The sequence below is a fragment of the Gryllotalpicola koreensis genome (assembly GCF_039538185.1).
In the GTDB taxonomy this organism is placed as follows: Bacteria; Actinomycetota; Actinomycetes; order Actinomycetales; family Microbacteriaceae; genus Gryllotalpicola; species Gryllotalpicola koreensis.
Map to the genome: position 1 here is coordinate 53,943 of NZ_BAABBW010000001.1, position 25,143 is coordinate 79,085.

General features: G+C 68.8%; 22 protein-coding genes. 8 read left to right on the top strand and 14 right to left on the bottom strand.

What is annotated here, in order from left to right:
- Positions 1-9: 9 nt before the first annotated feature.
- From ABD708_RS00235 to ABD708_RS00275, 9 genes are all read right to left on the bottom strand, one after another.
- Positions 10-975 (bottom strand): glycosyltransferase family 8 protein, encoded by a 966-nt coding sequence (locus tag ABD708_RS00235; protein WP_344751228.1) that lies wholly within the window; start codon positions 973-975, stop codon positions 10-12.
- Positions 972-2,051 (bottom strand): glycosyltransferase family 2 protein, encoded by a 1,080-nt coding sequence (locus ABD708_RS00240; protein WP_344751229.1) that lies wholly within the window; start codon positions 2,049-2,051, stop codon positions 972-974. Before ABD708_RS00240 ends, ABD708_RS00235 begins: the two co-directional genes overlap by 4 nt.
- The gene (locus tag ABD708_RS00245; protein ID WP_344751230.1) at positions 2,048-2,713 is read right to left on the bottom strand and encodes an LbetaH domain-containing protein; all 666 of its coding nucleotides are present in this window, start codon (positions 2,711-2,713) and stop codon (positions 2,048-2,050) included. The genes ABD708_RS00240 and ABD708_RS00245 overlap by 4 nt, the downstream gene beginning before the upstream one ends.
- Positions 2,710-3,897, bottom strand: a complete 1,188-nt coding sequence (locus ABD708_RS00250) for a DegT/DnrJ/EryC1/StrS family aminotransferase (RefSeq protein ID WP_344751231.1) — start codon at positions 3,895-3,897, stop codon at positions 2,710-2,712. The genes ABD708_RS00245 and ABD708_RS00250 overlap by 4 nt, the downstream gene beginning before the upstream one ends.
- The gene (locus tag ABD708_RS00255) at positions 3,894-4,907 is read right to left on the bottom strand and encodes an NAD-dependent epimerase/dehydratase family protein (RefSeq protein ID WP_344751232.1); all 1,014 of its coding nucleotides are present in this window, start codon (positions 4,905-4,907) and stop codon (positions 3,894-3,896) included. Before ABD708_RS00255 ends, ABD708_RS00250 begins: the two co-directional genes overlap by 4 nt.
- Before the next feature lie 29 nt (positions 4,908-4,936).
- Entirely contained in the window at positions 4,937-5,992 is a 1,056-nt protein-coding gene (locus ABD708_RS00260) for a Gfo/Idh/MocA family protein (RefSeq protein WP_344751233.1), read from the bottom strand.
- A gap of 105 nt (positions 5,993-6,097) precedes the next feature.
- A complete protein-coding gene (locus ABD708_RS00265) occupies positions 6,098-8,146 on the bottom strand; it encodes an acyltransferase family protein (RefSeq protein ID WP_344751234.1) in 2,049 nt (682 codons plus the stop codon).
- A 10-nt stretch (positions 8,147-8,156) separates the two neighbouring features.
- The gene (locus ABD708_RS00270) at positions 8,157-12,674 is read right to left on the bottom strand and encodes a DUF4082 domain-containing protein (protein WP_344751235.1); all 4,518 of its coding nucleotides are present in this window, start codon (positions 12,672-12,674) and stop codon (positions 8,157-8,159) included.
- A gap of 69 nt (positions 12,675-12,743) precedes the next feature.
- Entirely contained in the window at positions 12,744-14,843 is a 2,100-nt protein-coding gene (locus ABD708_RS00275) for an acyl-CoA dehydrogenase family protein (protein ID WP_344751236.1), read from the bottom strand.
- A 216-nt stretch (positions 14,844-15,059) separates the two neighbouring features.
- Here ABD708_RS00275 and ABD708_RS00280 point away from each other — a divergent pair, with 216 nt between their 5' ends.
- Positions 15,060-15,626, top strand: a complete 567-nt coding sequence (locus ABD708_RS00280) for a YdcF family protein (RefSeq protein WP_344751237.1) — start codon at positions 15,060-15,062, stop codon at positions 15,624-15,626.
- Between the two features lie 4 nt (positions 15,627-15,630).
- Here the strand turns inward: ABD708_RS00280 and ABD708_RS00285 are convergent, their stop codons facing one another.
- On the bottom strand, positions 15,631-16,191 hold the full coding sequence (locus tag ABD708_RS00285) for a TetR/AcrR family transcriptional regulator (RefSeq protein WP_344751238.1): 561 nt from the start codon (positions 16,189-16,191) through the stop codon (positions 15,631-15,633).
- A gap of 73 nt (positions 16,192-16,264) precedes the next feature.
- Here ABD708_RS00285 and ABD708_RS00290 point away from each other — a divergent pair, with 73 nt between their 5' ends.
- From ABD708_RS00290 to ABD708_RS00305, 4 genes are all read left to right on the top strand, one after another.
- On the top strand, positions 16,265-17,182 hold the full coding sequence (locus ABD708_RS00290) for an SDR family oxidoreductase (RefSeq protein WP_344751239.1): 918 nt from the start codon (positions 16,265-16,267) through the stop codon (positions 17,180-17,182).
- A 364-nt stretch (positions 17,183-17,546) separates the two neighbouring features.
- Positions 17,547-18,035, top strand: coding sequence for a hypothetical protein (locus ABD708_RS00295; protein ID WP_344751240.1), 489 nt, complete (start codon positions 17,547-17,549; stop codon positions 18,033-18,035).
- A 39-nt stretch (positions 18,036-18,074) separates the two neighbouring features.
- Entirely contained in the window at positions 18,075-18,719 is a 645-nt protein-coding gene (locus ABD708_RS00300) for an RNA polymerase sigma factor (RefSeq protein WP_344751241.1), read from the top strand.
- Positions 18,679-19,188, top strand: a complete 510-nt coding sequence (locus tag ABD708_RS00305; RefSeq protein WP_344751242.1) for a hypothetical protein — start codon at positions 18,679-18,681, stop codon at positions 19,186-19,188. The genes ABD708_RS00300 and ABD708_RS00305 overlap by 41 nt, the downstream gene beginning before the upstream one ends.
- 158 nt (positions 19,189-19,346) lie before the next feature.
- On the opposite strand, the gene ABD708_RS00310 is transcribed toward ABD708_RS00305, so the two are convergent.
- The 4 genes from ABD708_RS00310 to ABD708_RS00325 all read right to left on the bottom strand — a co-directional run bounded on the left by ABD708_RS00310 (position 19,347) and on the right by ABD708_RS00325 (position 22,890).
- The gene (locus ABD708_RS00310; protein WP_344751243.1) at positions 19,347-19,637 is read right to left on the bottom strand and encodes a hypothetical protein; all 291 of its coding nucleotides are present in this window, start codon (positions 19,635-19,637) and stop codon (positions 19,347-19,349) included.
- 185 nt (positions 19,638-19,822) lie between these two features.
- A complete protein-coding gene (locus ABD708_RS00315) occupies positions 19,823-20,068 on the bottom strand; it encodes a DUF4190 domain-containing protein (RefSeq protein WP_344751244.1) in 246 nt (81 codons plus the stop codon).
- 576 nt (positions 20,069-20,644) lie between these two features.
- Complete coding sequence (locus tag ABD708_RS00320) at positions 20,645-20,857, bottom strand: hypothetical protein (RefSeq protein WP_344751245.1); 213 nt, start codon at positions 20,855-20,857, stop codon at positions 20,645-20,647.
- Positions 20,858-20,937: 80 nt separating this feature from the next.
- Positions 20,938-22,890: a RecQ family ATP-dependent DNA helicase gene (locus ABD708_RS00325; protein ID WP_344751246.1), complete on the bottom strand. Its 1,953-nt coding sequence runs from the start codon at positions 22,888-22,890 to the stop codon at positions 20,938-20,940.
- Positions 22,891-22,948: 58 nt separating this feature from the next.
- On the opposite strand from ABD708_RS00325, the gene ABD708_RS00330 reads away from it, so the two are divergent.
- From ABD708_RS00330 to ABD708_RS00340, 3 genes are all read left to right on the top strand, one after another.
- Entirely contained in the window at positions 22,949-23,551 is a 603-nt protein-coding gene (locus ABD708_RS00330) for a hypothetical protein (RefSeq protein ID WP_344751247.1), read from the top strand.
- A 106-nt stretch (positions 23,552-23,657) separates the two neighbouring features.
- Positions 23,658-24,374, top strand: a complete 717-nt coding sequence (locus ABD708_RS00335; protein WP_344751248.1) for a YcnI family copper-binding membrane protein — start codon at positions 23,658-23,660, stop codon at positions 24,372-24,374.
- 53 nt (positions 24,375-24,427) lie between these two features.
- On the top strand, positions 24,428-25,036 hold the full coding sequence (locus ABD708_RS00340) for a copper resistance CopC family protein (protein WP_344751249.1): 609 nt from the start codon (positions 24,428-24,430) through the stop codon (positions 25,034-25,036).
- Positions 25,037-25,143 lie beyond the last annotated feature (107 nt).

Sequence of the window (25,143 nt, forward strand, 5' to 3'; positions counted from 1 at the left end):
CCCTCTGGGTCAACCGAAATTCGTGAGTCGCTTCGCGGCCGCGCGACGACGAGCCGCCTCGCGAACTGCTCGCGCGCGCCGTACTGCCGCTCGGGAGAGCCGCTCCAACAGGCCCGGCTGCGGCTCGCTCGGCCGCCAGCCCGCCCATGCGGTGCGGTCCAGCCACTCGCGCCACAGCGGAGTGAAGGGATGCGTCGAGCCGACGCCCCATGGCTTGTCGAGGCCCGTGAAGTGCACGACCGCAGGCGCTTCGAGCGCCGCGTGGGCGTCGTCGCTCCACAGCGCCCAGTCGGGGCTGTCGCCGAGCGGCAGCGGCGTCTGCATGTTCCAGCGCCGCGGCAGCTGCTGCCACCGGCTGCCGATGATCGCGTTGAGGGCGTCTTGGTCGCCCCACCGCGGTGTGAACGACTTGAGCAGCTCGATGCTCCTCTGGCCGATCTGCTCGGTGCGCCAGCGGTCGAGATCGATGAGCAGGACGCCGGCGTTGAAGTACGGCGACGCGGGATCCATGTTCCATTGCCGCCATGGCGATCCGAGCATGCAGGCCGCCCAGGGCGTACTCGCATCACGGACCGCCGCGATGGCGTTCCCGTGCAGCTCCGCGGCGAAGAGCTCCGCGACCGAGTCGGTGATCAGCGTGTCGGCGTCGAGATAGAGGACGCGGTGGATGCCCGCCGGCAGCACCTCGCCCAGAAGAAGCCGATACAGCGTTCCCACCGACAGGAACGAGGGGAACGAGGCGCCCGCGAGAGACCCCGCGTCGATCCTCACCCAGTCGATCTCGAGGTGCGTCAGCCGCGCGGCGACCTTGTCGCGGAGCGCCTGGCTGAACCGTTCGTGAAGGATGTGGACGATGACACGGTCTGCCCGACTCGCGTCGTCGAGGCTCGCCAGCGCTGCGGCGAGGGGAAGGGCGTAGCCTTCGTCGGCCCCCATCGCGATATGGATGTCCTGGTTCGCGACCACGGCGGTCATCCCCCGATCTCGTGCGCGGCCACAGGCGAGCGATGCACGAGCGCCTCCAGCTTGAAGCGCAGCCGGTCGAGGTTCGCCGGAACCCAGGCGCGAAGCACGCTGCCTGCGGACGGTGCCAGGCCGTCCGCTCGCCGGTCAAGGCTCTGGCCGAACGCCGACCACCGGCGCGACAGCCGCCACTCCGGCCAGATCGCTCCCGCCGCAGCGACCAGCTCGTCGAGTTCGGATGACCAGTGCCCGACGACCAGCAGACGTTCCACGACGCGCAGCAGCGGAGCCGCAAGGCGGCGTCGCAGACGGGGCAGCAGATTCGCCGTGGCGGGATGGGAAAGCAGGGGCGCGAACGCGTCGAACAGCTGAACCGCCTTCTTTCCCGAGCCGAACCGCACGTTGTGCATATTGGTGTCGTGCTCGCGATAGAAGGCCTGCGCCGGGCCGACGACCCTGGCGACGTCCCACGCGAGCGCCGTCCGCAGCCAGTACTCGAGGTCGCCGGCGTGCGGCAGCTGCGCGTTGTAGCCGCCGATCTGCCGAAGCGCGGCCGTTCGCAGGACAGCCTCCGGCGAGAGGATCGGATTCGTGGCACGCCGTGCGACGGCTCGAGCCCAGCGGATGCCCGGCCAGACCGCGGCCAACAGCCAGGACCGGTCGCGTTCGATGGGCGGCTCGCCGCGGAACCGCACGGCCCGCCCATAGACCAGCCCGACCCGGGGGTTCCGCTGCATCACGGCGATCGCGCGGGTCAGGGCGCCACGGGCCACGAGGTCGTCTGCCGAGACCAGGGTGACGAACTCGGTGTCGACCACCGCGAATCCGTCGTTGTACGTCGCGATGTGCCCCTTGTTCTGCTCATGCCGGATCACGCTGATCCGGTCGTCTCCGGCGGCCAGGCGCTCGGCGAACTTCCCCGAGCCGTCGGGCGATGCGTCATCGACGATCACGACCCGCGCGTCGACGCCCGGTTGGTCGAGCGCCGACCGCACCGCCCGCTCGAGGAAGTGGCCGTAGTTGTAGCACGGGATGACCGTCGTGACTGACGGCAGCCCTGCCACGGGGCGACCGAGTTCGATCCTCATGCGGGATCACCCGCCCGGATTCCCACCGGCTTGGCCGGCACGCCGACCCAGGTCTCGCCCTGCGGCAGGTCGGCGAGCAGTGCAGCGCCCATGCCGAGCACCGCACCGGCGCCGACGCGGGTGTTCTCGCGCACGCTCGAGTTCATCCCGAGGTACGCGGCCTCGCCGATCGAGACGGTGCCGCCGAGCGAGACCCCGGCGCACAGGGTCGCGAAGTCGGCGATCTCGTCGTCGTGGGTGATGGTGACGTTCGGCATGACCACGACGTGGCGGCCGATGAAGGCGTTGGCCGTCACGACGACGCCAGGCAGCAGGATGCTGCCGACGCCGACCGCGCAGTCCGCGGGGATGCGGATGCCGGGGGCGACGAGCGTCGCGTAATCGGCATCCGTCACCCCGAACTCGCCGAGGCGGTTCACGAGGCCGCGGCGGGACTCGCCCTTGCCTGCGCACACGGCGAGCTTGGCGCTGCCGCGCTGCGCGGCCTTCTCGAGGCCCCCGATGACGGGCACGCCGCCGAGGTGCGAGCCGAGCTTGCTGCGGTCGTCGTCGAGCACGCCGCGGAAGCGGATGCCGTGCGGCGCCGCGGCGATGATCTCGCGGGCGAGCCCGCTGGCCGCCACGAGGATGACGTCCTCTTCGAGGGCGACGTGGGCGCTCACGCGACCACCGCCTGTTTCGGCTGCTCGGCCGCACGCAGCAGCGCCGTGACCACTCGGTCCTGCTCGCGCTCGGTCATCTCGTGGTAGACGGGGAGGATCAGGGTGGCATCCGTCAGCCGCTCTGTGATCGGCAGCCAGGCAAGCTGGCGGTCGGCGTAGGCGGGCTGGCGGTGGGCGGCCATGATGCCGCGGCGGGCGGAGATGCCGGCCTCGGCGAGCGCCACCATGACGCCGTCGCGATCGAGCGGGAAGTCGCCCTGAACCTCAAGCCAGAACGACTGGAAGTTGCTCGTGCCCCACGAAGGGTCGCGCACGGGCCGCAGCCCGGGAACGCCGTCGAGCAGCGCGATGTAGCGGGCGACCAGCTCGCGCCGCCTCGCCACGATCGCGGGGAGCCGGCCGAGCTGAACGAGGCCGATGGCCGCCTGCACGTCGGTCATGCGGAAGTTGAACCCGACCTCGAGGTACTCCTCTGCGGGCGCCAGCAGGCTCGCCTGCCGATCGGCGGCGGAGACGCTCATCGCGTGCTCGCGCAGGCGGCGGGCGCGGGCCGCCCAATCGGGCCGCGAGGTCGTGAGCATGCCGCCCTCGCCCGTGGTCAGCAGCTTGCGAGGGTGGAACGACCAGGCCGCGAGCTCGGCGCCGGAGCCGACGGGGCGGCCCCGGTAGCTCGAGCCCGCGCCGCAGGCGGCATCCTCGATGACGACGATGCCGAGCGGATCGCACAACGAGCGGATCGGGTCGAGGTCGACGGGCACGCCGCCCTGGTCGACGACGATGACCGCGCGGGTCTTCGGGGTGAGCGCGAGCCGGATCGTGTCGGCCGTGACGTTGCCGGTCGTCGCGTCGACGTCGGCGAACACGGGGTTGGCGCCGACGTAGGTGGGCGCGTTCGCCGTCGCGATGAACGAGAACGAGGGCACGACGACGTCGGCGCCGGGGCCGATGCCCGCGACGAGGAGCGCCAGGTGCAGCGCCGTCGTGCAGTTCGAGGTCGCGACGGCGTGCTCGGCCTGCATGGCCTCGGCGAAGGCGTCCTCGAAGGCCGCGACGCGCGGGCCCTGCGCGACCCAGCCGGAGGAGATGGCGGCGGCGACCGCGTCGATCTCCTCCTGGCCGAGCCAGGGCTTCATGACGTTGATGCGCGGCTCCGGGGCGCCGTCCTGAGCTTGTCGAAGGGTCATGCTGTCACCGCCTCGGGCTGCGCGGCGATCAGGGCGTCGACCTCGAGGTTGTCTTTTTCGGCCGACCACCAGTCGACGAGCTCGCGCAGGCCGGTCTCGAGGTCGATCTCGGCGGTGAAGCCGAGGTCGCGCTGCACGGCGGAGATGTCGGCGAGCCGACGGGTGACGCCGTTCACGGCGCGCGACGGCCCGAACTCGATGCCGAGCTCGGAATCCATGACGCGCAGCAGTGCCTCGGCGAGGTCGAGCAGGCTGGTCTCCTCGCCGCGGGCGATGTTGTAGACGCCTTCGACCACGTCGCTCTTCGCTGCGAGGATGTTCGCCCGCGCGATGTCGGGCACGCAGACGAAGTCCATCGTCTGCAGCCCGTCACCGAAGATCAGCGGCGGCATCCCTGCCGCGATGCGCTCCATCCACCGCACGAGCACCTCGGTGTAGACGCCGTGCACGTCCATGCGCGGGCCGTAGACGTTGAAGTAGCGCAAGGTGACGTAATCGATGCCGCGCATGGCGCGGAACGACTTCAGCAGGCCCTCGTTGAAGGTCTTCGCCGCGCCGTAGATGGTGTCGTTGGCATACGGATGCTGCGACTCGGGCGTCGGGAACGACTCGGCGAGGCCGTAGACCGAGGCGCTCGAGGCCGTGATCAGCTTGCCGACCTTGTGATCGGCGGCCGCCTCGTACACGTTGAACGTGCCGTCGACGAGCACCTCGAGCGCGAGTCGCGGGTCCTCCGCGCACTGCGTGATGCGGATCGCGGCCTCGTGGAACACGAGGTCCTTGCCGCGGGTCACGTCGTGCACGAGGTCGCGGTCGCGGATGTCGCCCTCGACGAGCGACACCCGACCGGAGGCGAGCGCCTGGGCCAGGTTCGCGCGCCGCCCGCGGGTGAAGTTGTCGATGACATCGACGTGGGCGACGCCCTCGTCGAGCAGCTGGTCGACGATCGTGGATCCGATCGTTCCCGCGCCGCCCGTGACAAGCACGTCGGCGCCGATGAGGTCGGTCATTCGGGTTCTCTCCTGGGGTCGGGATGGATTCAGACGGATGCCGCGAGCGCGCCGCGCACCGGGGTGAAGGCCTCGCTTGCCGCGAGGCTCCGGCTGGCCGCCTCGAGCACCTCGAGCACGCGCAGACCCGAGTAGCCGTCGGTGCGGGCGGAGCGGCGGTCGCGGATGGCGCCGGCGAACTCCTCGGTCATGGCCGAGAGCGCCTCGCGCTCCGAGAGCGCGGGCGACCAGGTGTCGCCGAGGCGGTAGGAGACGGTGGCCGTCGCGCGGTCGGTCTCGAAGCCCGTCTGGCGCAGCAGGTCCACGCCGCGGTCGTACACGCTGATGCGCTGCTGCGGGTTGAGGTCGTCCCACACGAGCGTGCGGCGGGTGCCGCCGATGACCATCTGGCGGATCTTGGTCGGGCTCATCCAGTTGACGTGCACGTGCGCCATGCCGCCGTTCTGAAGCGGCATCATCAGGTAGCCGACGCAGGACTTGCCGGCGCCGATCGGGTCGGCTCCGTAGGCCGCGACCTGCGTGGGGGCGAGGCCGCCGGGCAGCACGAAGTCGATGATCGACAGGTCGTGGGGGGCGAGGTCCCAGAAGACGTCGACGTCGGGCTGCACGAGCCCGAGGTTGATGCGGGTCGAGTCGATGAAGAGGATGTCGCCGAGCGAGCCGTCCGCGACGAGCTCGCGGATCTTCTGGACGGCCGGGGTGTAGCAGTAGGTGTGGTCCGTCATGAGGACGAGGCCGCGGCGCTCCGCCTCGTCGACCATCTCGCGGGCCCGCTCGCTCGAGTCCGCGATGGGCTTCTCGACGACGACGTGCTTGCCTGCGGCGAGCGCGCGCATGGCGAGCGGGTGGTGCGTGCGGGCCGGCGTCGCTATCGCGACGGCGTCGATCGAGGCATCCGTCAGCGCGTCCTCGACATCGGTCAGGACGAGCACGCCGCCGACCGAGTCGGCGACCTTCTGCGCCCGGGCGCGGTCGAGGTCGACGATCGCGGCGAGCTCCCAGTCGGCGGAGGAGCGGAAGTTGCGTGCGAGGTTGGGGCCCCAATAGCCGGCGCCGATGACGGCGACGCGCAGTCGAGTTGCCATGTGAGTCTCCTTGGGATCAGTCGGGCCTTCTCCCTCAGCCCAAGGCAATAGTGACAATTTCTCACCCCCGCCGCAGGTCCCACAACGGGGGTGAGCTTTCGTCAGTTATTTATCGACGGCCGGGATCTTCAAGAGATCGAGGATCTGAGGCCGGACGACGTCCGCGAGCGCCGCGCTCATCGCGGCGGTGATGTGCGAGCCGTCGCGATATACGAGGATGTTGCCGATCACGGGGGGACACGTCGTTCCCGTGCAGAGATAGTCATCAACGTCCACAGCGGGGATGCCTGCGTGTGAGGCGGCTTGCAGCTCGAGCTTCTCGAACGCCGAATTCCGATCCACCGCACAGGCTGCGGTGTCGTTGAGGTGCGCGGAGAGACACGTCGGAACGTCACTCCCGTTCGGGTCAGGGGTGTCCACCAAGAGCGCGACTCTCGTGAAGGAGAGCGCAGCGGCGGTCTTCGCGATACCTGCGGTCCATGCCTCCGTGTCACCCCGATCATGGTCTTGCCCGTAAGCGCCGAGAAGAACGAGGTCCGGGTGAAGCTCCGCGATCTTCGAGATCACCTGCTCCCGCCACTGATCGCACAGTGTGTACGGTTCGCCGTTCCAGGTCGTGGTCACGTTGACCGATGGGCAGCCGGACTTCGTGTAGGTCTGGAGCCGGATCTCTCCTTCTTCGGCGAGGCCGTGAAGCGCGGGGTACCACTGCGAGGCATGCGAATCGCCGAACAGCACGACCAGCGGTGCGGCAGCATCGCCTCCGAACCGGCAGCCACCGAGACCTGTCTGGGCGTTGTAAAGCTCACAGCCCTCCGGCAGGAGCACGGTCTGTGAAGCGGTCCGAAGCGCGGGAGTCAGATTCGAAGGGACATATTGCGTGCCTAGGGGGGCGATGGATGCCGCCTCGTGTTGTGCTGGCTTTCCCGAATCGACCGGCACTCGAAACGCCAAGCCGGAACCGACTACCAGGCAGCCGACGGCCACAAGCGATGCCGCTCCCGCCACAGACAGCGTCGTCCGTGGGCTCGCTCGCGCAATTCGTGGCCTTCGGCGGAACGGCGTCTCCACGAAGCGATACGAGATCCAGGCCAGCGGAACGCACAAGACGATGAGAGCGAGTTGTTCCGGGCGGCTGAGGGCAATCACATGCACAGCCTCGAGCTGTGCCGGGATCATGAGAACCGGCCAGTGGACCAGATACAGGGAGTACGAGATCTCACCCAGGAAGGCCAATGGGGCCAGGGAAAGCAGGCGGGCGGGCGAGAACCCCGCGCCATAGCTGTTTCCGAAGATGATCGCGCCCGTGGTCAGGACGGGGGCGAGCGCCGCATAGCCGGGAAACACCGTCGCATCGCTGAGACGGAACATGACAAGCGCCAGCCCCGCCAATCCCATCCAGGCGAGCGCGCCGGCGGCAACGCGCGGGATCCTCAGCCAGCCGCTGCTGATCGCGAGGGCGAGCAAACCGCCGAACCCGAATTCCCACGCTCGCGTCGGCAGGCCGAAGAATGCCCACGGCTGGTTCGTGTACGAAAGGACCACGCAGGCCGCGAACGAGAGCGCGGTCACGACGGACATCACGACGCAAAGCGAGCGCCGTGATCGGCGCGCGACGATGAAGGTGACCAAGAGCAGCAGCGGCCAGATCAGGTAGAACTGCTCCTCGACACCAAGCGACCAGTAGTGCTGGAACAAGGATGGCGGCGCGGTCGCGTGCAGGTAGTCGGTCCCCTGCACTGCGAAGAGGTAATTCGGGATGTAGAGCGCTGTCGCAATCGCATCGCGCAGCAGCGAGTAGGCCGGGAGCGCCGGCAACAGGAACCACCCGGCGACAACCGTAGCGATCAGAACGGCGAACGATGCGGGCAGGATCCGACGGGCACGTCTCGAATAGAACTGACCCAGATCGATGCGCCCGTTGGCCTCGAGCGATCGGAGCAGCTGCGAGCTGATCAGGAAGCCAGAGATGACGAAGAAGACATCAACGCCGGCGAAGCCGCCCCTGACCTGCGTCACATGGCCGTGATAGAGCAGCACACCGCCGACTGCGATCGCCCGCAGTCCTTGGATGTCGAGCCGCCGATGCGGGGCAGTGGCGGCATTGCCCTCGGCGGCGCCGGACAGCTGGTCGGAACGCGTATCCGTCGTCATTCGTCATCCCCTAAGAACTCGGCACGAACTTCACGTCGACCCAGTAGTTCGTCGCAGAGTCGTTCGCCGGGAAGCCGGTTCCGTAGATGTACTCGCCGGAGGTCGCGGTCAGAGGGCCGGCCACGACCGCGGAGGAGAGCCCACCGGCGTCATAGGGATAATGCTTGCTCGGCGAGTAGTAGCTGGCGACGTAGCTCTGACCCGCGGAGATGGTCACGGGGGTGGGCAGCGCGATCGTCTGCCAGCCCGAACCAGTACTCGCCGGCACCGCTGCTGTCGCGCGCAACGCTCCAGTCGCATCCCAGAGGTTGACCGTGTCGGCTGCTGTGTCGCCTGGGCTGCGATAGTAGGAGATGCCCGTAATCGTTCCTGCCTTCGACGAGCTGAACTTCACGCCGAGCTGTACGGGCGTCCCATCTGCGTTGTCTGTGTTCGCCGGCGTAGCACCGTTGAAGATCGAGAGCGCTGCGCTCGGAGTCGTCGTAGACGTAGGAGTAGGGGTTGGCGTCGGCGTGCTTCCCGTATCGCCGGCGACGAAGTCGACGTCCACGAAATAGTTCGTCGAGTTGTACGAGTACGTCGGGAATCCGCCGCCTGTTGTGCTGTACAGGAAGCGACCGTTCCCAGACGATCCCGCGGTCAAAACACCGGAAGTGTGTGCCGACGAGAAGTAGCCTCCGCTGTACGAGTAGCCCCCCTGCGATGCGAAGTACGACACCACGTAGCTTGTCCCAGCCTCGAGCGCGACCGGGCTGGAGAGCGTCGCGGACTGCCAGCCGCTCGCGGTCTCACTCGTGAAGTTCACGGTCGCGAGAAGCACACCCGAGGAACTCCAGAGGTGCCCGGTCTGCGTCCCCGTCTGTCCTGCGCTCTTGTAGAACTTGATGGCTGTGACGCTGCCGGAGACGGAAGGCGAGAACGAGACCCCGAGTTCCACCGGGGAGGCGTCCTGCCCCACCGCACTGCTGCTGGGGCTGTCACTACCGAAGAGCGAATAGGGGGCCGCACCGGGCGCCGCAGTGGTGAACGACCAGTTCTGCGCTGCCAGCGTTGCCCCGTTCACCCCCACGAGGCCCGTGACCTTGACGTCGATCTCGTCGCCACCCGGGAGCGGCGAAGCGGGCGTGAAGGTCACCGTCTTGCCGTCGGCAGACAGAGCTGCCGAGCCGGCGATCGCCGCGCCGCCTGACGCGACGCTGAAGGAATATCCCGCCGCGAGAGGGCTCGAGACGGAGAGAGAGATCGCCGCGCCGACGTCGACGTTTGTCGCGCCTTGTGCCGGGGTCTCATTCGTCATCTGGAGCGCCGGGGCCGCCCCCATGAACACCACGTCGACGAGGTAGCTGGTCGTCGTTGCCGTGCTGGGGTACGTGTCGGCGTACGAATAGACGCCGGCGTCCGCGTCCGCGGACAACGGGCCCACCGTCAATCCCGACCCGAATCCTGCCGCGCTCACCGAATAGTTCCCAGAATCGGTGCGATAGGCAACGACGTAGCTCTGACCCGCGGTCACAGATACCGGCGACGAGAAGGTGAGCGTCTGCCACCCGCTCGTGGACTCGTTCGTGAAGGTGCCCACCGCGAGCTCTGCACCCGAGCTGTTCCAGAGCGAGCCCACATGCGTCCCCGTGTTGCCCGCGGCCTTGTAGAAGCTCACACCGGTGACGGTGCCGTCTTCGGACGGCGTGAAGCGCGTGCCGAGAGTGACCGAGTTCGAGTCCCCGGCCTCGAGAACGTCTGGCGTCGTCGAGTCGGTGAACAAGCCGCATGGGCACACGCCGGGCGTGGGATCGGGCTTCACGGTTGTGAAGCTCCAGCGGCCTCCACTCGAGATCGACGTACCGGAAGCGGTAGCCGCGCTGAGCGTTACGGAATAGGTGACGAATCCGCTGAGCGGCTGGCTTGGAGTGAAGGTGACGGTCCGACTGCCCGAGTTGTAGCTGGTCGCGCCCGCGACGGCGTTGCCCAGCTGGTCCTTCACCTGCACAGACACTGTGCTGGGAGAGGCGTCCTGTGAGAGCACGGCGGTGATGTTCGTGTTGAGCGGCACACTCGACGAAGCCGGCAGAGGCCATTGGCTCGATGCGGTCAGCGGCAAGTCACTCGACGGGCTGAAGATCGCGTCGACGTAGTAGTTCGCGTTCTGCCACGAAGAAGTGGGGAAGTCTCCCGGGGTTCCGAACACGCCAGGATCCTGACTCCCCTCGCCTCCGCTCAGGGTCAACGGCGCGAAGGACGAGCCGCGGTAATCGAAGTAGTTCGTGTCCGCAGAGTAATGACCATTCGGATCGGTGTAGGAGACGACATAGCTCGCGCCCGCACTCACGGTCACCGGCGTGGCGAAGCTGGCCGACTGCCAGCCGCTGGCGGTCTCATTGGTGAACGTCGCGGTCGCGAGACGGTTGCCGTTCGCATCCCACAGCGTTCCCGTGTGAGTTCCCGTGTTCTGAGCGGACTTGTAGAACCGCACTCCGGTGATCGAGCCGCCCTGGGTCGCCGTGAAGCGAAGGCCCAGTTCGTTCGCGGAGGTGTCACCGGCGTCGATCAGCGACGGCGTGGCGTTACCAAGAGCGGAATAGGGGCCGGTCACCTGGTAGCTCGCGCTGACCGGGCTCGACGCGTAATTGGCGCTGTCATCCACCGCACGCACGAGAACCGCCTGCTGTCCCATCCCGTGCATCACGAAGCTGTAGCTCCACGACGTCGTTCCGGTAGCCATGTGCCATGTCTGGCCGTTGTCGACCGAGATCTCCACGGCAGCGACCACTCCTCCGACATCAGCAGCCGTGCCCGTGACCGTCACGGACGCGCCGTTGGCGATCGCCGAACCAGGTGCGGGCGAGGTGACCGAGGCCGTCGGCGGCGTTGAATCGGTCGGACCCGCGCCAGCCACGAGACCGCTCATCAGGGTCTGCGGCTGCACACCCATCAGCGCGTATAGATTCACTTGGAACTGCTGGATACGGGAGTCCGCCGCCTGGACGTCTTCGTCGTGGTTGTCGTTCAGACCCCAGTTCCAGTCGATCGTGCCCGCTGCGAAGACCAGAGCGCCGCTGGCGGCACGGTACAACGTCATGTGGTGCGTCGACTGGCCCTCGGCGACAACACTCCCGTAGTCCGTGAGGCGCTGTGGTGCGTCATAGGAGGTCGTCGAGAGCCAGAGCGTTCCGGATTGCCTGAAGCCATTGTCGAGATCTTCGTCGGCCTCGTAGCCGATGAGGTGGTCCGCGACTTCCACCGACGATCCGGTCATCGAGTTCAGCCCGGTGTTGGCCCAGAGCTTCATCTTGCCTTGACCGGATGTCACGGTTATCGGGTCGTCGGACAGCTGAGTCATGAAGATCTGACCGGTGAGCGAATTCTCCGGGTCGGAGCCGCCTTGCGCTTTGGTTGCGAATCGGGGGTCACGCCACGTACCGGTCCAGGTCGAGCCGGGATTGATCCAGTCGTTGCTCCAGGTGTCCTTGTATGAGGTGATCGTCCGATTCGGCGTGTGCGACGGATCGATCGAGGGCGTCAGCGTCGTGTGCCAGTAGACCTCGTTCCCCGACTGGAAGGAGAGGTTCACCCCGGCATCCCGCGCAGCCTCGACGTTGGCCCGCTCCTGAGTCGACCAGTACTCGTCGTGACCCGACGACACAAAAATCTTGTGCTGCTCGATCATCGATGCCGGCTCAATGGCGGTGTCGACGTCCGTGGTGTAGCTGACGTCGTAGCCGTTCTCCTCGAGGAACTGTACGAGCGGGTATTCCTCGTCGAAGTAGAAGTCGCGCCCCTGCGCGGCGCTGTAGTCGGCGCCTCTCGTGGTGACCGGGCGGTTGTAACTGATGGCGTAGGCGCGGCCCGGCCCCGCCCCCTGATAGAAGTCGGCACCGCCATAGGGGTTGTACGCCTGCCAGGTCGCATCCGATGTCTTCACGAGAATGTCGGAGTGACTGCTCGGATCCGTCACGACGAAGGTGATCTGGCTGGCATCCCCGGTCTGCTGATCCCAGAGGTCGGCGACGTAGACGCCGCTGACCGCGGTCGAGGGCACGTTCCAACTCGCCGACACGGCCCAGTTGCCACAGTCGGTCTCATACGTGGTGCTGTCGAAGATGCAGGCGGGCTGCGTCTGGGGCAGCGAGACCGACGGTGACGCCGAGCCCACGAGACGCGCACCGTCGCCGTTGTACCAGCCGGTGCGGTAGATCTCGATCTGGTAGCTGGTGAGGTCCGACGAGTTGATCTTGAACTGGACGGTGCCGCCCGGCTGCACGCTGATCGAGGTGGCGAAGCCCTGGAGCTTGTCGGAGCCTGCGGTGGTGCCGATGTCCCACTGATCGCGCGGGGTTCCCGGCTTGCTGTTCTCGCAGACGATCGGGTTCGAGCCGGTGCCGCACGGGTCAGAAGCGGCAAGAGAGGGCTTCGAATCGCCGAGCACGAGGAACGCCGCGAGCATCGAGACGATCGCGATGAAGACAACCGTCATTCGGGAGCGCGGCGCACCGAGTCCGGTACGCCGCGCGAGCAGAGATCCTCGCAGCATGAGATAAATAGTGACATTTCCTCACGCAGATCTCTTGCCCCCCTTGGGGGGTGAGAATCTCTCAGCTAATTATGAGTGCTTCGGCTTCTTGAGCTTCTTCTCGTCGATCGGCGCCTCGCCCGACGCGCGCAGGTTCGCCGCGTACGCCATGGCCTCGTCCTGCCGTAGACCCTCCGCTCCCGACGCGATGGGCGCACGCACGTGCTCGGGCTCGAAGCCGAAGGCGGCGATCAGGTCCAGGGTGTGCGGGCGCAGCCTCTCGAGCAGCCGGTTGATGTATGCGGACACCGCCTGGCCGCGACGTGCCGAGATGCGGCCATGGGTGAGGTACCAGGCGAGGTGCTTCTCGAACAGCGAGAAGGTGAAGAGCGAGTGCAGCCAGCTGAGCACCTCGCGCGTACCGGCATCCGTCACCCCCTCCAAAGCAGAGGTGAACGCCTGCCACTGCTGCAACTCGCCCCAGGCGCGCGACGCCTCGATGAGCTCGTCCTGGTGGGCGTTGAACGCCGCGGCCTGCTCGGCGGGGGTCGCACGCCGCACCTTGTTCAGCTCGGCCCCGATGGCCGCGACCATGGTGTCGACGCGGTCCTGCAGCAGGGCGCGCTGCGTCTCGTGGTCCTTGAGCGCCTCGATGCCGTGGCCCACGCCCGCAAGGTCGGACAGGTTCTGACCGACGCGACGGATGCCGCCCTCATTGAACGCGCGCCCGGCGACCTGCCCCGCCGCGAACCTCGCGAGGTCGACGCCGGAGGCACCCTTGAACCGGGCCGCGAAGTCCTGCAGCAGGCGCTTGCCGACGAGCTGCAGCAGCACGTTGTTGTCGCCCTCGAAGGTGACGTAGACGTCGAGATCGGCGCGCAGGCCGACGAGGCGGTTCTCAGCGAGGAATCCGCTGCCGCCGGTCGCCTCGCGCGCCTCCTGCAGGGTGTCGAGCGCGTGCCAGGTCGACAGCGGCTTGAGGGCTGCGGCGAGGGTTTCGAGGTTCTGACGGTTCTCGTCGGTATCGGCGCGGCCCGAGAACACGTCGTCGAACGCATTCAGCAGCACATCGTGCGAGAAGTACTGTGCGTAGGTCTGCGCGAGGCGCGGCAGCAGGCGGCGCTGGTGGCGCTGGTAGTCGAGCAGCACCTGCTCCTGCCCGGGGGTGGCGCTTGCGAACTGGCGGCGCTGGCTCGCATAGGTGAGGGCGATGAACAGGCCGAGCGCGCTCGCGACGGTGCTCGCGCCGTCGAGCGAGACGCGGCCCTGCACGAGGGTGCCGAGCATCGTGAAGAAGCGGCGGCCGGGGCTGTCGATCGAGCTCGTGTAGGTGCCGTCCGGGGCGACGTCGCCGTAGCGGTTCAGCAGGTTCGTGCGCGGCACGCGCACGTTGTCGAAGTGCAGGCGGCCGTTGTCGACGCCGTTCAGGCCGCCCTTGTGGCCGTCGTCTTCACCGCCGATGCCCGGCAGGAACTCGCCGGTCGCGGCATCCCGAATCGGCACATAGAAGCAGTGCACGCCATGGTTCACGCCGTCCGTGATGAGCTGCGCGAACACCGTCGCGGCGGTCGCGTGTTTGGCCGCGTTGCCGAGGTAGTCCTTCCACGCCGCGCGGAACGGCGTGTTGATCACGAACTCCTCGGTGGCCGGGTCGTAAGTGGCGGTGGTGCCGATGCTCGCGACGTCCGACCCATGCCCGGTCTCGGTCATCGCGAATGCGCCGGGGACCTTGAGGCTGATCGCGTCGGGCAGGAACGTGTCGTGGTGGGGGGCGGTGCCGAGGTGCAGGATCGCCGCCGCGAACAGCCCCCACTGCACGCCGCCCTTGATCTGCAGGCTCGGGTCGGCGGTGACGAGCTCCTCGAACGCGGCGATGTTGCCGCCCGGGTCCTCATGACCGCCGAGGCGCTTCGGGAAGGCGCGGAGCTGGAAGCCCTGCTCGGCCTGCACCTTCATCTGCGCGAGCGCCCGCTCGCGCTGCTCGTCGAGGCTCAGCCCGTCGACCTTGTGGAACTGCGGGTCCTTCGCGACCTCGCGCGCTTCGAGCCGGATCTCCGGGTAGCTGCCGCGCAGCATCCGCTCGACCAGTGCCACGTCGAGTTTCGGCGCTGCCTTCTGGGGCGCGGATGCCGGGGCCGGAGCGCTCGCGGGCACCGTGCGCTCGCTGGTTCGGGGGGCTGTGTCGACCATTGACGTACCTGCTTCCGAAATCGTCGAACACCCGGGCGCACCGCAGCGTGCAGACCGGGAATCTTGTTTGAACGGTACGTCGCGAGGCGCCGTGGCCGCATCGAATGCGTGCGAGGTCTACAAGCGCCCGCCGCGCCGCCACCCGCCGCTGTTGTCGAAACCATCACATTGCCTGCGCGACTTCGCGCGGTAACCGCCATGAGGTTCCATGGAGTCGTGCTCGACGAACTGGAGACCACCAGACCCGCCCCGACGCGCGGCCGCATCGTCGCGCGCTGGGTCGCCGCCGCGCTGGCCTTCCTCGTGGTCATCGGCCTCGCCGGCCTACCGCTCTACGTCTTCCCGCGCACGGACAAGCCGGTGAAGGCCGACGCCGTCGTCGTGCTCGGCCCGGGCACACCGCAGCGCGTCGACCTCGGCACGCGGCTTGTCGCCGAGGGATACGCGAGCCACCTCTATGTCTCGACGCCGGCGAGCATGCGCGACTACGCGCCGTGCTTCAACATCGACACCACCTGCTTCACGCCGTCGCCGACGACCACGCGCGGCGAGGCGCGCTTCACCCTCGACGAGGCCCGGGCGCACGGGTGGTCGCGTGTCATCGTGATCACGGGCGACTTCCACGTCAGCCGCGCGCGCTTCATCTTCGACCGCTGCAGCGGGGTCGATCCGGTCATGCTCGGCACCGATGAGGAGCGCACCGCGTTCGGCTGGGTGTACCAGTACGCGTACCAGAGCGCCGGCTTCGTCAAGGCCGTGATCGTGGGCTGCGCGAAGAGCTGAGCCCTCAGCGGGCGAGGCCGCGCAGTTCGCCGAGGACCGAGATGGCGAGATCGCCGAGATCGGATTCCTCATCGGCGGCGACCCAGCGGACGAACGCCTGATGGAAGGCCACGCTGATGAGCTCGGCGGTGAGCGCAGCGGCCGGCTGGGCGGCGCCGCGCGCGAGCAGCGCCGCCGCGATCGCCTCGGTCAGGTGCAGCCGCTTGACCTGCTCGCGCTCCTGCAGGGCCGGGTTCGCGGCGACGACCGCTGCGCGGCGGCGGGCATACGGATGCCTGCCCGCGAACCACGCCCCCACCGCGCGCAGCGCGGCGGCGCCCGCGTCGAGGGGGCTCGCGTCGGCGGGGGCGCCGGCCACGGCATCCGTGAACACCGCGTTGTACTCGGCCGGGTCGCCGAACAGCACCTCGCGCTTGTCGCTGTACTGCCGGAAGAAGGTGCGCTCGGTCACACCCGCCCTGGCGGCGATGTCCGCCACGGTCGTCGCGTCGTAACCGCGTTCGAGGAACAGCTCGAGCGCCGCTTCCGCGAGGCGCTCGCGCGCGCCCGGTTCCCAGCGACCCATGCCTCCGATTCTAGTGATGACAGGGTCTGACATCGCGTGGTAACGTCATGTCAGTTTCTGACATGGAGGCAACATGAAGGTATTCGTCACCGGCGCGAGCGGCCACATCGGCCAGCTCGTGACCGCAGAGCTGATCCAGGCAGGCCACGCGGTGGTCGGGCTCGCGCGATCGGAAGAAGGTGCGGAGCGCATCGCGAGGCGCGGCGGCGAGCCGGTCGTCGGCACGATGGACGACACCGGCCGGCTCGCCGAGCTCGCCGCCGCCTCCGACGGCGTCGTCAACCTCGCGTTCAAGCACGACAACGGCGACTTCGGTGCGGCCATCGCCGCGGACCGCGCCGTGATCGAGGCGATCGGCGGAGCGCTCGAGGGCTCGGGCAAGCCGTTCCTCGCGGCCTCGGGCACGATGATGCTGGCGGGGTCGGTCGCACCGGGCGAGGTCGGCACCGAGGACACCGTCATCGATGCGAGCGCCGCACAGAACCCGCGCGCCGTCACCGAGCAGCTCCTGCTCGGGCTGGCATCCCACGGCATCCGCACGGCTGCGCTGCGATTCGCGCCGACGGTGCACGGGCCGGCCGACCTGCACGGCTTCATCCCGTCGCTGATCGCCGGCGCGCGCAAGGACGGGACGTTCGGATTCATCGGCGACGGCTCGAACCGCTGGCCGGCGGTGCACAACCTCGACACGGCGCACCTGATCCGGCTCGCACTCGAGAAGGAGGACCTGCCTGCGGGCATCCCGCTGCACTTCGCCGCCGACGAGGGCATCCCGTTCCGCGAGATCGCCGAGGCGATCGGCCGCGGGGTCGGCGTGCCCGTCGCGCCCGTCGCCCCCGAGGAGGCGGCACAGCGCTACGGATTCGTCGGCGCGTTCATCGGCATCGACAACCCGACCTCGAGCGCGAAGACCCGCGAGCTCCTGAAGTGGGAGCCGACCCACCCCGGCCTGCTCGAGGACCTCGCCGAGGGGTTCTACTTCCGCCGCTGACATCCCGTCGAGGAGGCTTGTCCACCTGCAGCTGCGACGGCGGCAGGGGACAGAGGAGGGCGCGGCTGCCGGCAACACCGGCAGCCGCGCCGTCTGCGGGAGGGGAATCCGCAGCGTGAGTGAAGCGGGCCTCCCCAGGGCATCATGCGGCGGGAAGGGGGAGGGCGGGACAGGTCCTGCGGTTCTGCGTCACGATCTGCGGTCACGGGGGTCTTTCTCAGTCAGTGGATGACCGAAACGTCCACTTCTGGCGCTCGCCCACCCCGTGCCAGAACGTGTTGGCGCTCAGCGTCAACCAGGAAGCCCGATTCCCTTTCGACGCGGCAGGTGTAAAGCCCTGCGCCAAAAACTGGAGACACCCCGCATGATCACCTCTGACCGCACCTTCCGCGAAGGCCTTATCGCCCTCCTCGATGAGCTCCGTCCCGGCGACTGGCTCGCGCTCGCCTCCCGCAACGCGCCCCTGCTGGAGAACGCCGCGGAGCTGAAGACCGGCCTGCCCCTTGATCGCCTGGCCGCGGAAGTATTCGAGTTCCTTCCGGTGAGCGGCTTCACCCGGCGACCCCTGCGTGGCTGGACGGTGGACGAAAGCTCCGCGGACTTCGCCGATGACCTCCGGGCCGTCCAGGGCCTGGCCGGCGACGCCACCGGTCGACGGATGACCGTCGACCCGATCTCGGACGCCGTGCTCGTCGATCACGCCACCACCGGCATCCGCGCCGTGCTGCGAACCGCCTCCGCGGGCGCCCCTTTCGTCTTCCTGATCTGCGTCGGCGGTGGCACGCACCAGCCCACCGACCTCGAGCTTGTCCCACAGCCGCTGTCGTCCAGGCAGATCGCACTCTGTGTGTGAGGTGCGACAGCCGCCTAGACGAGCGCTTACGCTGAGGGCATGGCGGGGGCACGTGGCGACGAGAGCGATGCGGCTCTCTGGCTCGAGGTGCTCAGCGGAACGACGGCATCCTTCGGCGTGATCTACGACCGGCACCGCCGCCAGGTCTTCCGCAAGGCGTTCGTGATGACGGGCGACGTGAGCGATGCGGAGGAGGTCGTCGCGATCGTCTTCCTCGAGGTCTGGCGCCGCCGCAAGGACGTGCGGATCGTGGAGGGGTCCCTCCTGCCATGGCTGTACACGACCGCGGGGCTCGTGGCTCTGAACCTGGAGCGCGCGAAGCGCCGCCACCGCATCGCCCTCGCGAAGCTGCCTGCGCCGGTGCCCGAGCCGGACGTCGCTGCGGCCGTCGCCGAGACCGTCGACGGACTGGAGGAGTTGCGCGCCCTGCGGGATGCGCTCTCCCGACTGAACCCGCGGGAGCGCATGGTGGTGCAGCTGTGCCTGATGGACGGGCTGACGCTGTCGCAGGCGGCCGCGGCGCTCGATCTGCCGGTGGGAACCGTGAAGTCACGCCTCCATCGAGCCCGTGAGAAGCTGCGGGAGCTGCTGGGCGGCTCGCGGCCGGCGAGCACGGGTGGGAGCCTGTTGGAGGAGGTGAGCCGTGAGTCCGGACGACAAGCTGGTGGCGCCGCCGCGCGATGACGCGATCCGCGGCGTGCTCCTCGAAACGCTCGAGGCAGCGCCTGCTGCCCGGCAGCGGCGCACCCGACGGCGCTGGGCGGTCTGGGGCTCGGTCGGCGTGCTGGTCGCCGCGAGTGCCGGCGTCGGCGCCGGCGTCGTCGTGAAGGCGCGCAGCGTGAGCGACACGTCCCTCGTGCACTGCCTGTCCTCGGCGCACAAGGGCATCGGCGGGAAGTACCCCGACTCCTCCGCCACCCTCGCGCAGGCCTCTGGCACCCCTAGAGTCACCGACGCCGTGGCCCTGTGCACCCAGATGTGGCGGCAGGGCGTCTTCGAGCCGGGCTTTGACCCGACAGCCTCGAGCAACCCGCCGGGCAAGGTCCCCGAGCACCTCACCGTGTGCGTCATGAAGGACAGCAGCGCCGCGGTGGTCCCCGGCGACGGCCGCGACCTCTGCCAGTCGATCGGCCTCGCTCCGCTCAAAGGGTGAGCCACAGGCTGCTGCCCGCTCCCGGCCGCTCAGCCGAACTGGCCGGTGGGCTTGACCGCGAATGACCGCCGCGGCGGCGACTGCTGCGCCGGACGCTGCGCACGGCGCTCAGCGTCATGGCGCCTGCGGCCTCAGCGCGTCATGCGGCGACCAATGCTTCAAAGCGGCTCCTGGAAATGTTCAGCGCGGCGTAGCCCGCGCGCATAGCCGGGGTTCGTGAGGTCCACCCACACCCAACTCCAGAACGACATCGATGGCCGAAGGCCCTCACGGCTCCAGAGATAGCCGCCCGTCAGTGCCGACGCGACGATCGCCGCCACGACCAGCAGCAGGCCGTCGAGAAGCGAACGGCGCTCATAGCTGATGAGCACGACCACTGCGGTGATCACCAGCAGCCTCGCGCTGATCATCGGCAGCCAGCGCACCTGAGGCACGCGGGTGGAAGCCATCAGAATGCCCAAGCAGACTCCCACGAACGAGACAACCGCGTGGATCATGGCTCATCCCACCGCGCAATAGTGGCTCGCGCCGATGGGCGTGATGCGAACCGCATGGCTCGGTTTCCCTTCCGCAGAGCGCCGGCACGGGCGCAATCGGCCCCACACAGCTGTATGTTCGCTGGGCACTGTTTCGCCTAGACGTGATAGCTCGTCGGGGATGATCCCACCCAAAACGCCATGGACAGCGAGCTCAGCACGATGAGTGCGCCGCCGATGACGATCGCGGCTATGGCAAGCCCTCGGCCGCGCTCGCCACGCTTTTTCGTTTGGAGCAGCGCCGCGATGCCAAGAGCAATTCCCAGAGGCGCGAAGACCACGGCGGTGATGATCGAGATGATTGCGAGTGTGTTGATGCGCGGACTGGGCTGAATAGCGGTCATTGCTCCAGCTCTCCCTAACTAGGAGTTGACGATGCTCCCTGAGTAGAGGCCACCCTGGTACCACTTTGCGGTCTGGACCTTGTCAAAGCAAATACCCGTGAGCTTCCCGATCTCGCACCCGTGCCAGGTGGTCGAGGTGACGGCCAGGTGGTGTCCGTCGTCGCGTCCGCGTGCGCGGGCAGAGCGAAGCCACCGATCATGAGCGCTGCGGCGGCAGTTGACGCAACGAGGCCGAACACTTTTCTTGCCATTGGTGCTCCTTCTTCCGTAGGACCTGCGCGGCCGCAGCCGCCCGCACGCATGTGTATGTCCGAAGGAGTCGCCGGGGTTCCATGATTTACCGTCGCAGCGTGACCCCAGTTCTGGGGGTGGGCAGCAGTGGAACCTTTTCCGCGCAGCGGACATATCCCTCATGACGACTCGTCAAGCCAGCACGTCCTTGGAGACCACATGAGCGACACCACGGCACGCCCCGAAGACCTCGACCTTCCGGCCACGAGGCCGCTGGACCTCAGCTACCTCGTCGAGCAAGCCGTGAACGCCGCAGCAGCCGCGAAAGAGTAGCCGCCAGGATATCTAGCCTTCGCCGCCGCTCTGGGCATGCGCTCGGCCGCGGCGGCGCAGCGCTTCGGCACCGGCAACGACCCAGACGGCCGCGGCGCCGCCCAGGAACCAGGCCCAGGAGTGCGGCTGGCCCAGTGAGGCCCCGACGCCGCTGCCGGCGACGGCTCCGAGCAGACTGCCGAGAGGCGCCCACTGCTTGATAGGCCGACGACGTGATTCAGGCATGTGGTCCCCCAATGGCGCGGTATTCGGATGAGTGGTCACACGGATATGTCCGTAGCGTGCGAAAAGGTTCCCGTCGGGACTCAGGCCGCCGCGACGACCTCGAGCAGCGCTTCGCCGTACTGCTCGAGCTTCTTCGCTCCGATGCCCGTGATGCCCTCGAGGTCTTCGAGCCGCGCGGGCCGGGCGGCGGCCACCGCGCGCAGCGTCGCATCGCCGAAGACGATATAGGCGGGCACCGACTGCTCGCGGGCGGTGGCGGCGCGCCATTCGCGCAGCGCCTCGAAGAGCGGACGCGCCGCCTCGGGCAGCTCGGCCTCACCGACGCGCACCCGCGGCGTGCGCGCGGTCGCTCGGCCGGCCGACTCGTGCACGTCGCGGCGCAGCTCGACGCGGCGCTCGCCGCGCAACACCGCCGTCGAGGCATCCGTGATCACCAGCGTGCCGTAGCCGTCGTCGCTCACCGCCAGCAATCCCGTCGCAAGAAGCTGGCGCACCACGCCTCGCCACTGCGCCTGATTGAGCTCGTTGCCGATGCCCCAGGTCGCGAGCCGGTCGTGGCCGTGCTGCGAGACGCGCGGCGTGACCTTGCCCATCAGGATGTCGATCAGGTGCCCGGCGCCGAACTGCTGGTTGCGCTCGCGCTTGAGACGCACCACGGTCGACAGCAGCTTCTGTGCGGGCACCGTGCCGTCGAAGGTCTCGGGCGGCGCGAGGCAGGTGTCGCAGTTGCCGCATGCGGGCGCGGCTGGGGGCAAGAGCCCAGTGGGCTCTTGCGCCGCGGCCGCCGAGGCAGCTGTGCTGCCGAGGTATTCCTGCCCGAAGTACGACAGCAGGTTCACGCGGCGGCACGACACCGTCTCGCACAGCGCAAGCATCGCGTCGAGGTGCTGCCCCATGCGCTGCTTGAACGCCCGGTCGCCCGGCGACTTGTCGATCAGCTGACGCTGCTGCACGACGTCGGCGAGGCCGTACGCGAGCCATGCCACCGACGGCGCCCCGTCACGACCCGCACGCCCCGTCTCCTGGTAGTAGCCCTCGACCGATTTCGGCAGGTCGACGTGCGCGACGAAGCGCACATCGGGCTTGTCGATGCCCATGCCGAAGGCGATCGTCGCAACGATGACGACGCCGTCCTCGCGCAGAAAGCGCGACTGCGTTCGCGCGCGCACGGATGCCTCGAGCCCCGCGTGGTAGGGCATGGCGTCGATGCCCTTCGACACGAGGAACTCCGCGGTCTTCTCGACGGTCGCGCGGCTCAGCGCGTAGACGATGCCGGCCGCGGGCACCGGCACGCCCGCGGCATCCACCGATGCCGCCTGCTGCTCGCGGATGAACGCGACGAGCTGCTGCCGCACCTCGTCTTTCGGGACGATGCGGTACTGGATGTTCGGCCGATCGAAGCTCGCCACGAAGTGCTTCGCGTTCTGCAGCGCGAGCCGCTCGGTGAGCTCGCGGTGCGTCGCCTCGGTGGCCGTCGCCGTCAGCGCGATGCGCGGCACGCTCGGCCACAGCTCGGCGAGGTTCGACAGCCACAGGTAGTCGGGGCGGAAGTCGTGACCCCACTGGCTCACGCAGTGAGCCTCGTCGATCGCGAACAGGGCGATCTCGCCCTGCTTCAGCAGCTCCTGCACGCGGGGCGTCGTAAGCCCCTCTGGGGCGACGTAGAGCAGATCGAGCGAGCCGGCGAGGAAGTCGCGCTCGACCTGCCGCCGCTCGTCGATCGACTGGGTCGAGTTCAGGAACTCGGCGCGCACGCCGACCGCGCGCAAGGCGTCCACCTGGTCCTGCATCAGGGCGATGAGCGGGGAGATCACGACGCCCGTTCCGCGCCGGATCAGCGACGGGATCTGATAGGTCAGGCTCTTGCCGCCGCCCGTCGGCATGAGCACGACCGCGTCGCCGCCCGCGACGAGCTGGTCGATGATCGCCGCCTGGTCGCCGCGGAACCCGCTGTAGCCGAAGACACGGTGCAGCACCTCGAGCGGGGTGCCCGCATCAGACAGCACGGGCGCATCGACGATCGGGTCGGCCATGCGCCCCACAGTAATCGCCGGGGCTGACACCGCGGGCCGCTCCCCTACTCTTGTGGATATGAATCGTCGGCAGCAGCGCGCCCTTCGCGGTGCAGGCGCTGCCGCCCTCGCGGTCTTCGTCGCCGCGCTCTTCCACGTCGCGGGCGGCGGCGCTGCGCCGAGCGCGCTCGCCCTCGCGGTCAGCTTCGTGCTCGCCGCGCCCGCCTGCGTGCTGCTCGCGGGTCATCGCCCCGCTCTCTGGCGCCTCACCCTCTCGGTCGCGCTCAGCCAGTTCGCGTTCCACTTCCTGTTCGGACTCGGCCAGCCGAGCGACGTGCGCTTCAGCGGCGACGCGGGCATGGCCGGCATGCCGGGCATGCATCTGCAGGTGACCGGCGGCTCGGGCGCCGCCCTCGCGACCTCGTCGATGTGGGCCGGGCACGTGGCGGCCGTGCTGGTCACGGTCGCGGCCGTGCGCCACGGCGACCATGTGATCGAACGGATGCTTGAGCTCGCGACCCGCTTCGTCGTGCGCGTCATCCGCCTGATCTCGGTGGCCGCCGACTCCGGGGTGCCCGTGTTCGCGGCGCAGCACGCCCCTGCCGCGCTGATCCCGCAGTTCCTCTCGGGCGCGTGGCGCCACCGCGGCCCTCCGGTTCGGTTCGCCATCACCCCCTGCTGACCCGCTGGTCGAGTGGCGCGCTCTGGGCGCGCGTATCGAGACCCTTCCAGCGGCGAAGGGGTTTCGACACACGGCTGCGCCGTGACTCAACCAACGGATTGGAACCATGAACAGACGCTTCACCCTGCGCGCCGCCGCGGCCATCGCCGCCGGCGCCGCGCTCGCCATCGCCGCGCCCCTTGCGGCCAGCGCCCATGTGCGCATCGACCCCGACACGGCCGCCGCGGGCGGCTACTCCTATGTCAGCTTCCGCGTGCCGACCGAGTCGGCGACGGCGAGCACGGTCGGCCTCACCATCCAGCTGCCGACCGACACCCCGTTCACCTCGGTGAGCTACCAGTCCGTGCCCGGCTGGAGCGCCAAGGTCACGACCGGCACGCTTCCGAAGCCGGTGACGATCAGCGGGACATCCGTCACCACGGCTCCCACCTCGGTGACCTTCACCGCGACGGAAGGCGGCATCGCCCCCGGCCAGTTCGGTGTCTTCACGCTGTCGCTCGGCAAGGTGCCCGACACCGGCAAGGTGCTGCTGCCGGTGACCCAGAGCTACTCAGACGGCTCTGTCGTGAAGTGGGACCAGCCGACGCCCGCGAGCGGCGAGGAGCCCGAGCACCCCGCCCCGACGCTGTACATCAACGACGCGCCGCCAGCGGGCGACACGGGCATCGTGAGCGCGACTCCGGCGCCCGAGGCTTCCGTCGCGGCATCCGATCACTCCGGCTTGGAGACGGCTGCGCTCGTCGTCGGCTTCGCGGGACTGGTCATCGGCGCGGCAGGCCTCGTCGTGGCAGTGGTGGCCCTGATGCGGAAGAGGGCGGTCTGATGCCTGCGCCGAGGAGTGTCACAACCGCCGGATCGCCGCGCCGAGCGCCGGTTATGGCGCGCCTCGGCGCGGTCATCGCGGCGGTCGCCGGGGCGGCAGCGCTCGCGCTGCTGCCCGCGGGCGCGGCGAGCGCGCACGACTACCTGGTCAGCAGCACGCCTGCCGCGAATTCAACCGTGACCGAGCCGGTGCCGAGCGTCACGCTCACCTTCGATGACATCGTGCTGGACGAGGGCGGTCACGGCGCGCTCGTGCAGGTGACGGATGCCTCAGGGCGCAACTTCGAGACGGATTGCGCCTCGGTGAACGGCCGCAGCGTCACCGCGCCGGTGGCCCTCGGCGCGCCGGGCTCCTACCGCGTGACGTGGCAGGTCGTCTCGGCCGACGGCCACCCGGTGAGCGACTCGATGCAGTTCAACTACCAGGGTCCGAAGGCCGGCGGCGGGCACGACGGACCGCTGGCGAAGTGCGGCAAGGCGGTGCGAGCGCCGGCCGCCCAGTCGAAAGGGGCTCAGGGCGGGGGCGCCGAGCAGTCGGCATCCGTCTCGCCCACGGTGATCGTGATCATCTCGGTCGCGGGCGGCGTCGTGGTGCTCGCGATCGTCGCAGTGCTGCTCGTGATCCTGTTGGGCGGCCGGAAGCGAAAGGCCGGCGAGGAGTAGCCGCCCTGCACCGGCGGGGGCTCCGGCTCAGCCCGCGAGCACCCCGCCCACGCCGAGCACCTGATCACGATGCCCCCGGTGGTGCGCGCATCGATAGCTGAGCTATA

Excerpts from the sequence above, each read along its gene's own strand:
- ABD708_RS00235 (WP_344751228.1), bottom strand. The coding sequence starts at position 975 with ATGACCGCCGTGGTCGCGAACCAGGACATCCATATCGCGATGGGGGCC.
- ABD708_RS00240 (WP_344751229.1), bottom strand. The coding sequence starts at position 2,051 with ATGAGGATCGAACTCGGTCGCCCCGTGGCAGGGCTGCCGTCAGTCACG.
- ABD708_RS00250 (WP_344751231.1), bottom strand. The coding sequence starts at position 3,897 with ATGACCCTTCGACAAGCTCAGGACGGCGCCCCGGAGCCGCGCATCAAC.
- ABD708_RS00255 (WP_344751232.1), bottom strand. The coding sequence starts at position 4,907 with ATGACCGACCTCATCGGCGCCGACGTGCTTGTCACGGGCGGCGCGGGA.
- ABD708_RS00260 (WP_344751233.1), bottom strand. The coding sequence starts at position 5,992 with ATGGCAACTCGACTGCGCGTCGCCGTCATCGGCGCCGGCTATTGGGGC.
- ABD708_RS00265 (WP_344751234.1), bottom strand. The coding sequence starts at position 8,146 with ATGACGACGGATACGCGTTCCGACCAGCTGTCCGGCGCCGCCGAGGGC.
- ABD708_RS00270 (WP_344751235.1), bottom strand. The coding sequence starts at position 12,674 with ATGCTGCGAGGATCTCTGCTCGCGCGGCGTACCGGACTCGGTGCGCCG.
- ABD708_RS00275 (WP_344751236.1), bottom strand. The coding sequence starts at position 14,843 with ATGGTCGACACAGCCCCCCGAACCAGCGAGCGCACGGTGCCCGCGAGC.
- ABD708_RS00285 (WP_344751238.1), bottom strand. The coding sequence starts at position 16,191 with ATGGGTCGCTGGGAACCGGGCGCGCGCGAGCGCCTCGCGGAAGCGGCG.
- ABD708_RS00290 (WP_344751239.1), top strand. The coding sequence starts at position 16,265 with ATGAAGGTATTCGTCACCGGCGCGAGCGGCCACATCGGCCAGCTCGTG.
- ABD708_RS00295 (WP_344751240.1), top strand. The coding sequence starts at position 17,547 with ATGATCACCTCTGACCGCACCTTCCGCGAAGGCCTTATCGCCCTCCTC.
- ABD708_RS00300 (WP_344751241.1), top strand. The coding sequence starts at position 18,075 with ATGGCGGGGGCACGTGGCGACGAGAGCGATGCGGCTCTCTGGCTCGAG.
- ABD708_RS00310 (WP_344751243.1), bottom strand. The coding sequence starts at position 19,637 with ATGGCTTCCACCCGCGTGCCTCAGGTGCGCTGGCTGCCGATGATCAGC.
- ABD708_RS00315 (WP_344751244.1), bottom strand. The coding sequence starts at position 20,068 with ATGACCGCTATTCAGCCCAGTCCGCGCATCAACACACTCGCAATCATC.
- ABD708_RS00320 (WP_344751245.1), bottom strand. The coding sequence starts at position 20,857 with ATGCCTGAATCACGTCGTCGGCCTATCAAGCAGTGGGCGCCTCTCGGC.
- ABD708_RS00325 (WP_344751246.1), bottom strand. The coding sequence starts at position 22,890 with ATGGCCGACCCGATCGTCGATGCGCCCGTGCTGTCTGATGCGGGCACC.
- ABD708_RS00330 (WP_344751247.1), top strand. The coding sequence starts at position 22,949 with ATGAATCGTCGGCAGCAGCGCGCCCTTCGCGGTGCAGGCGCTGCCGCC.
- ABD708_RS00335 (WP_344751248.1), top strand. The coding sequence starts at position 23,658 with ATGAACAGACGCTTCACCCTGCGCGCCGCCGCGGCCATCGCCGCCGGC.
- ABD708_RS00340 (WP_344751249.1), top strand. The coding sequence starts at position 24,428 with ATGGCGCGCCTCGGCGCGGTCATCGCGGCGGTCGCCGGGGCGGCAGCG.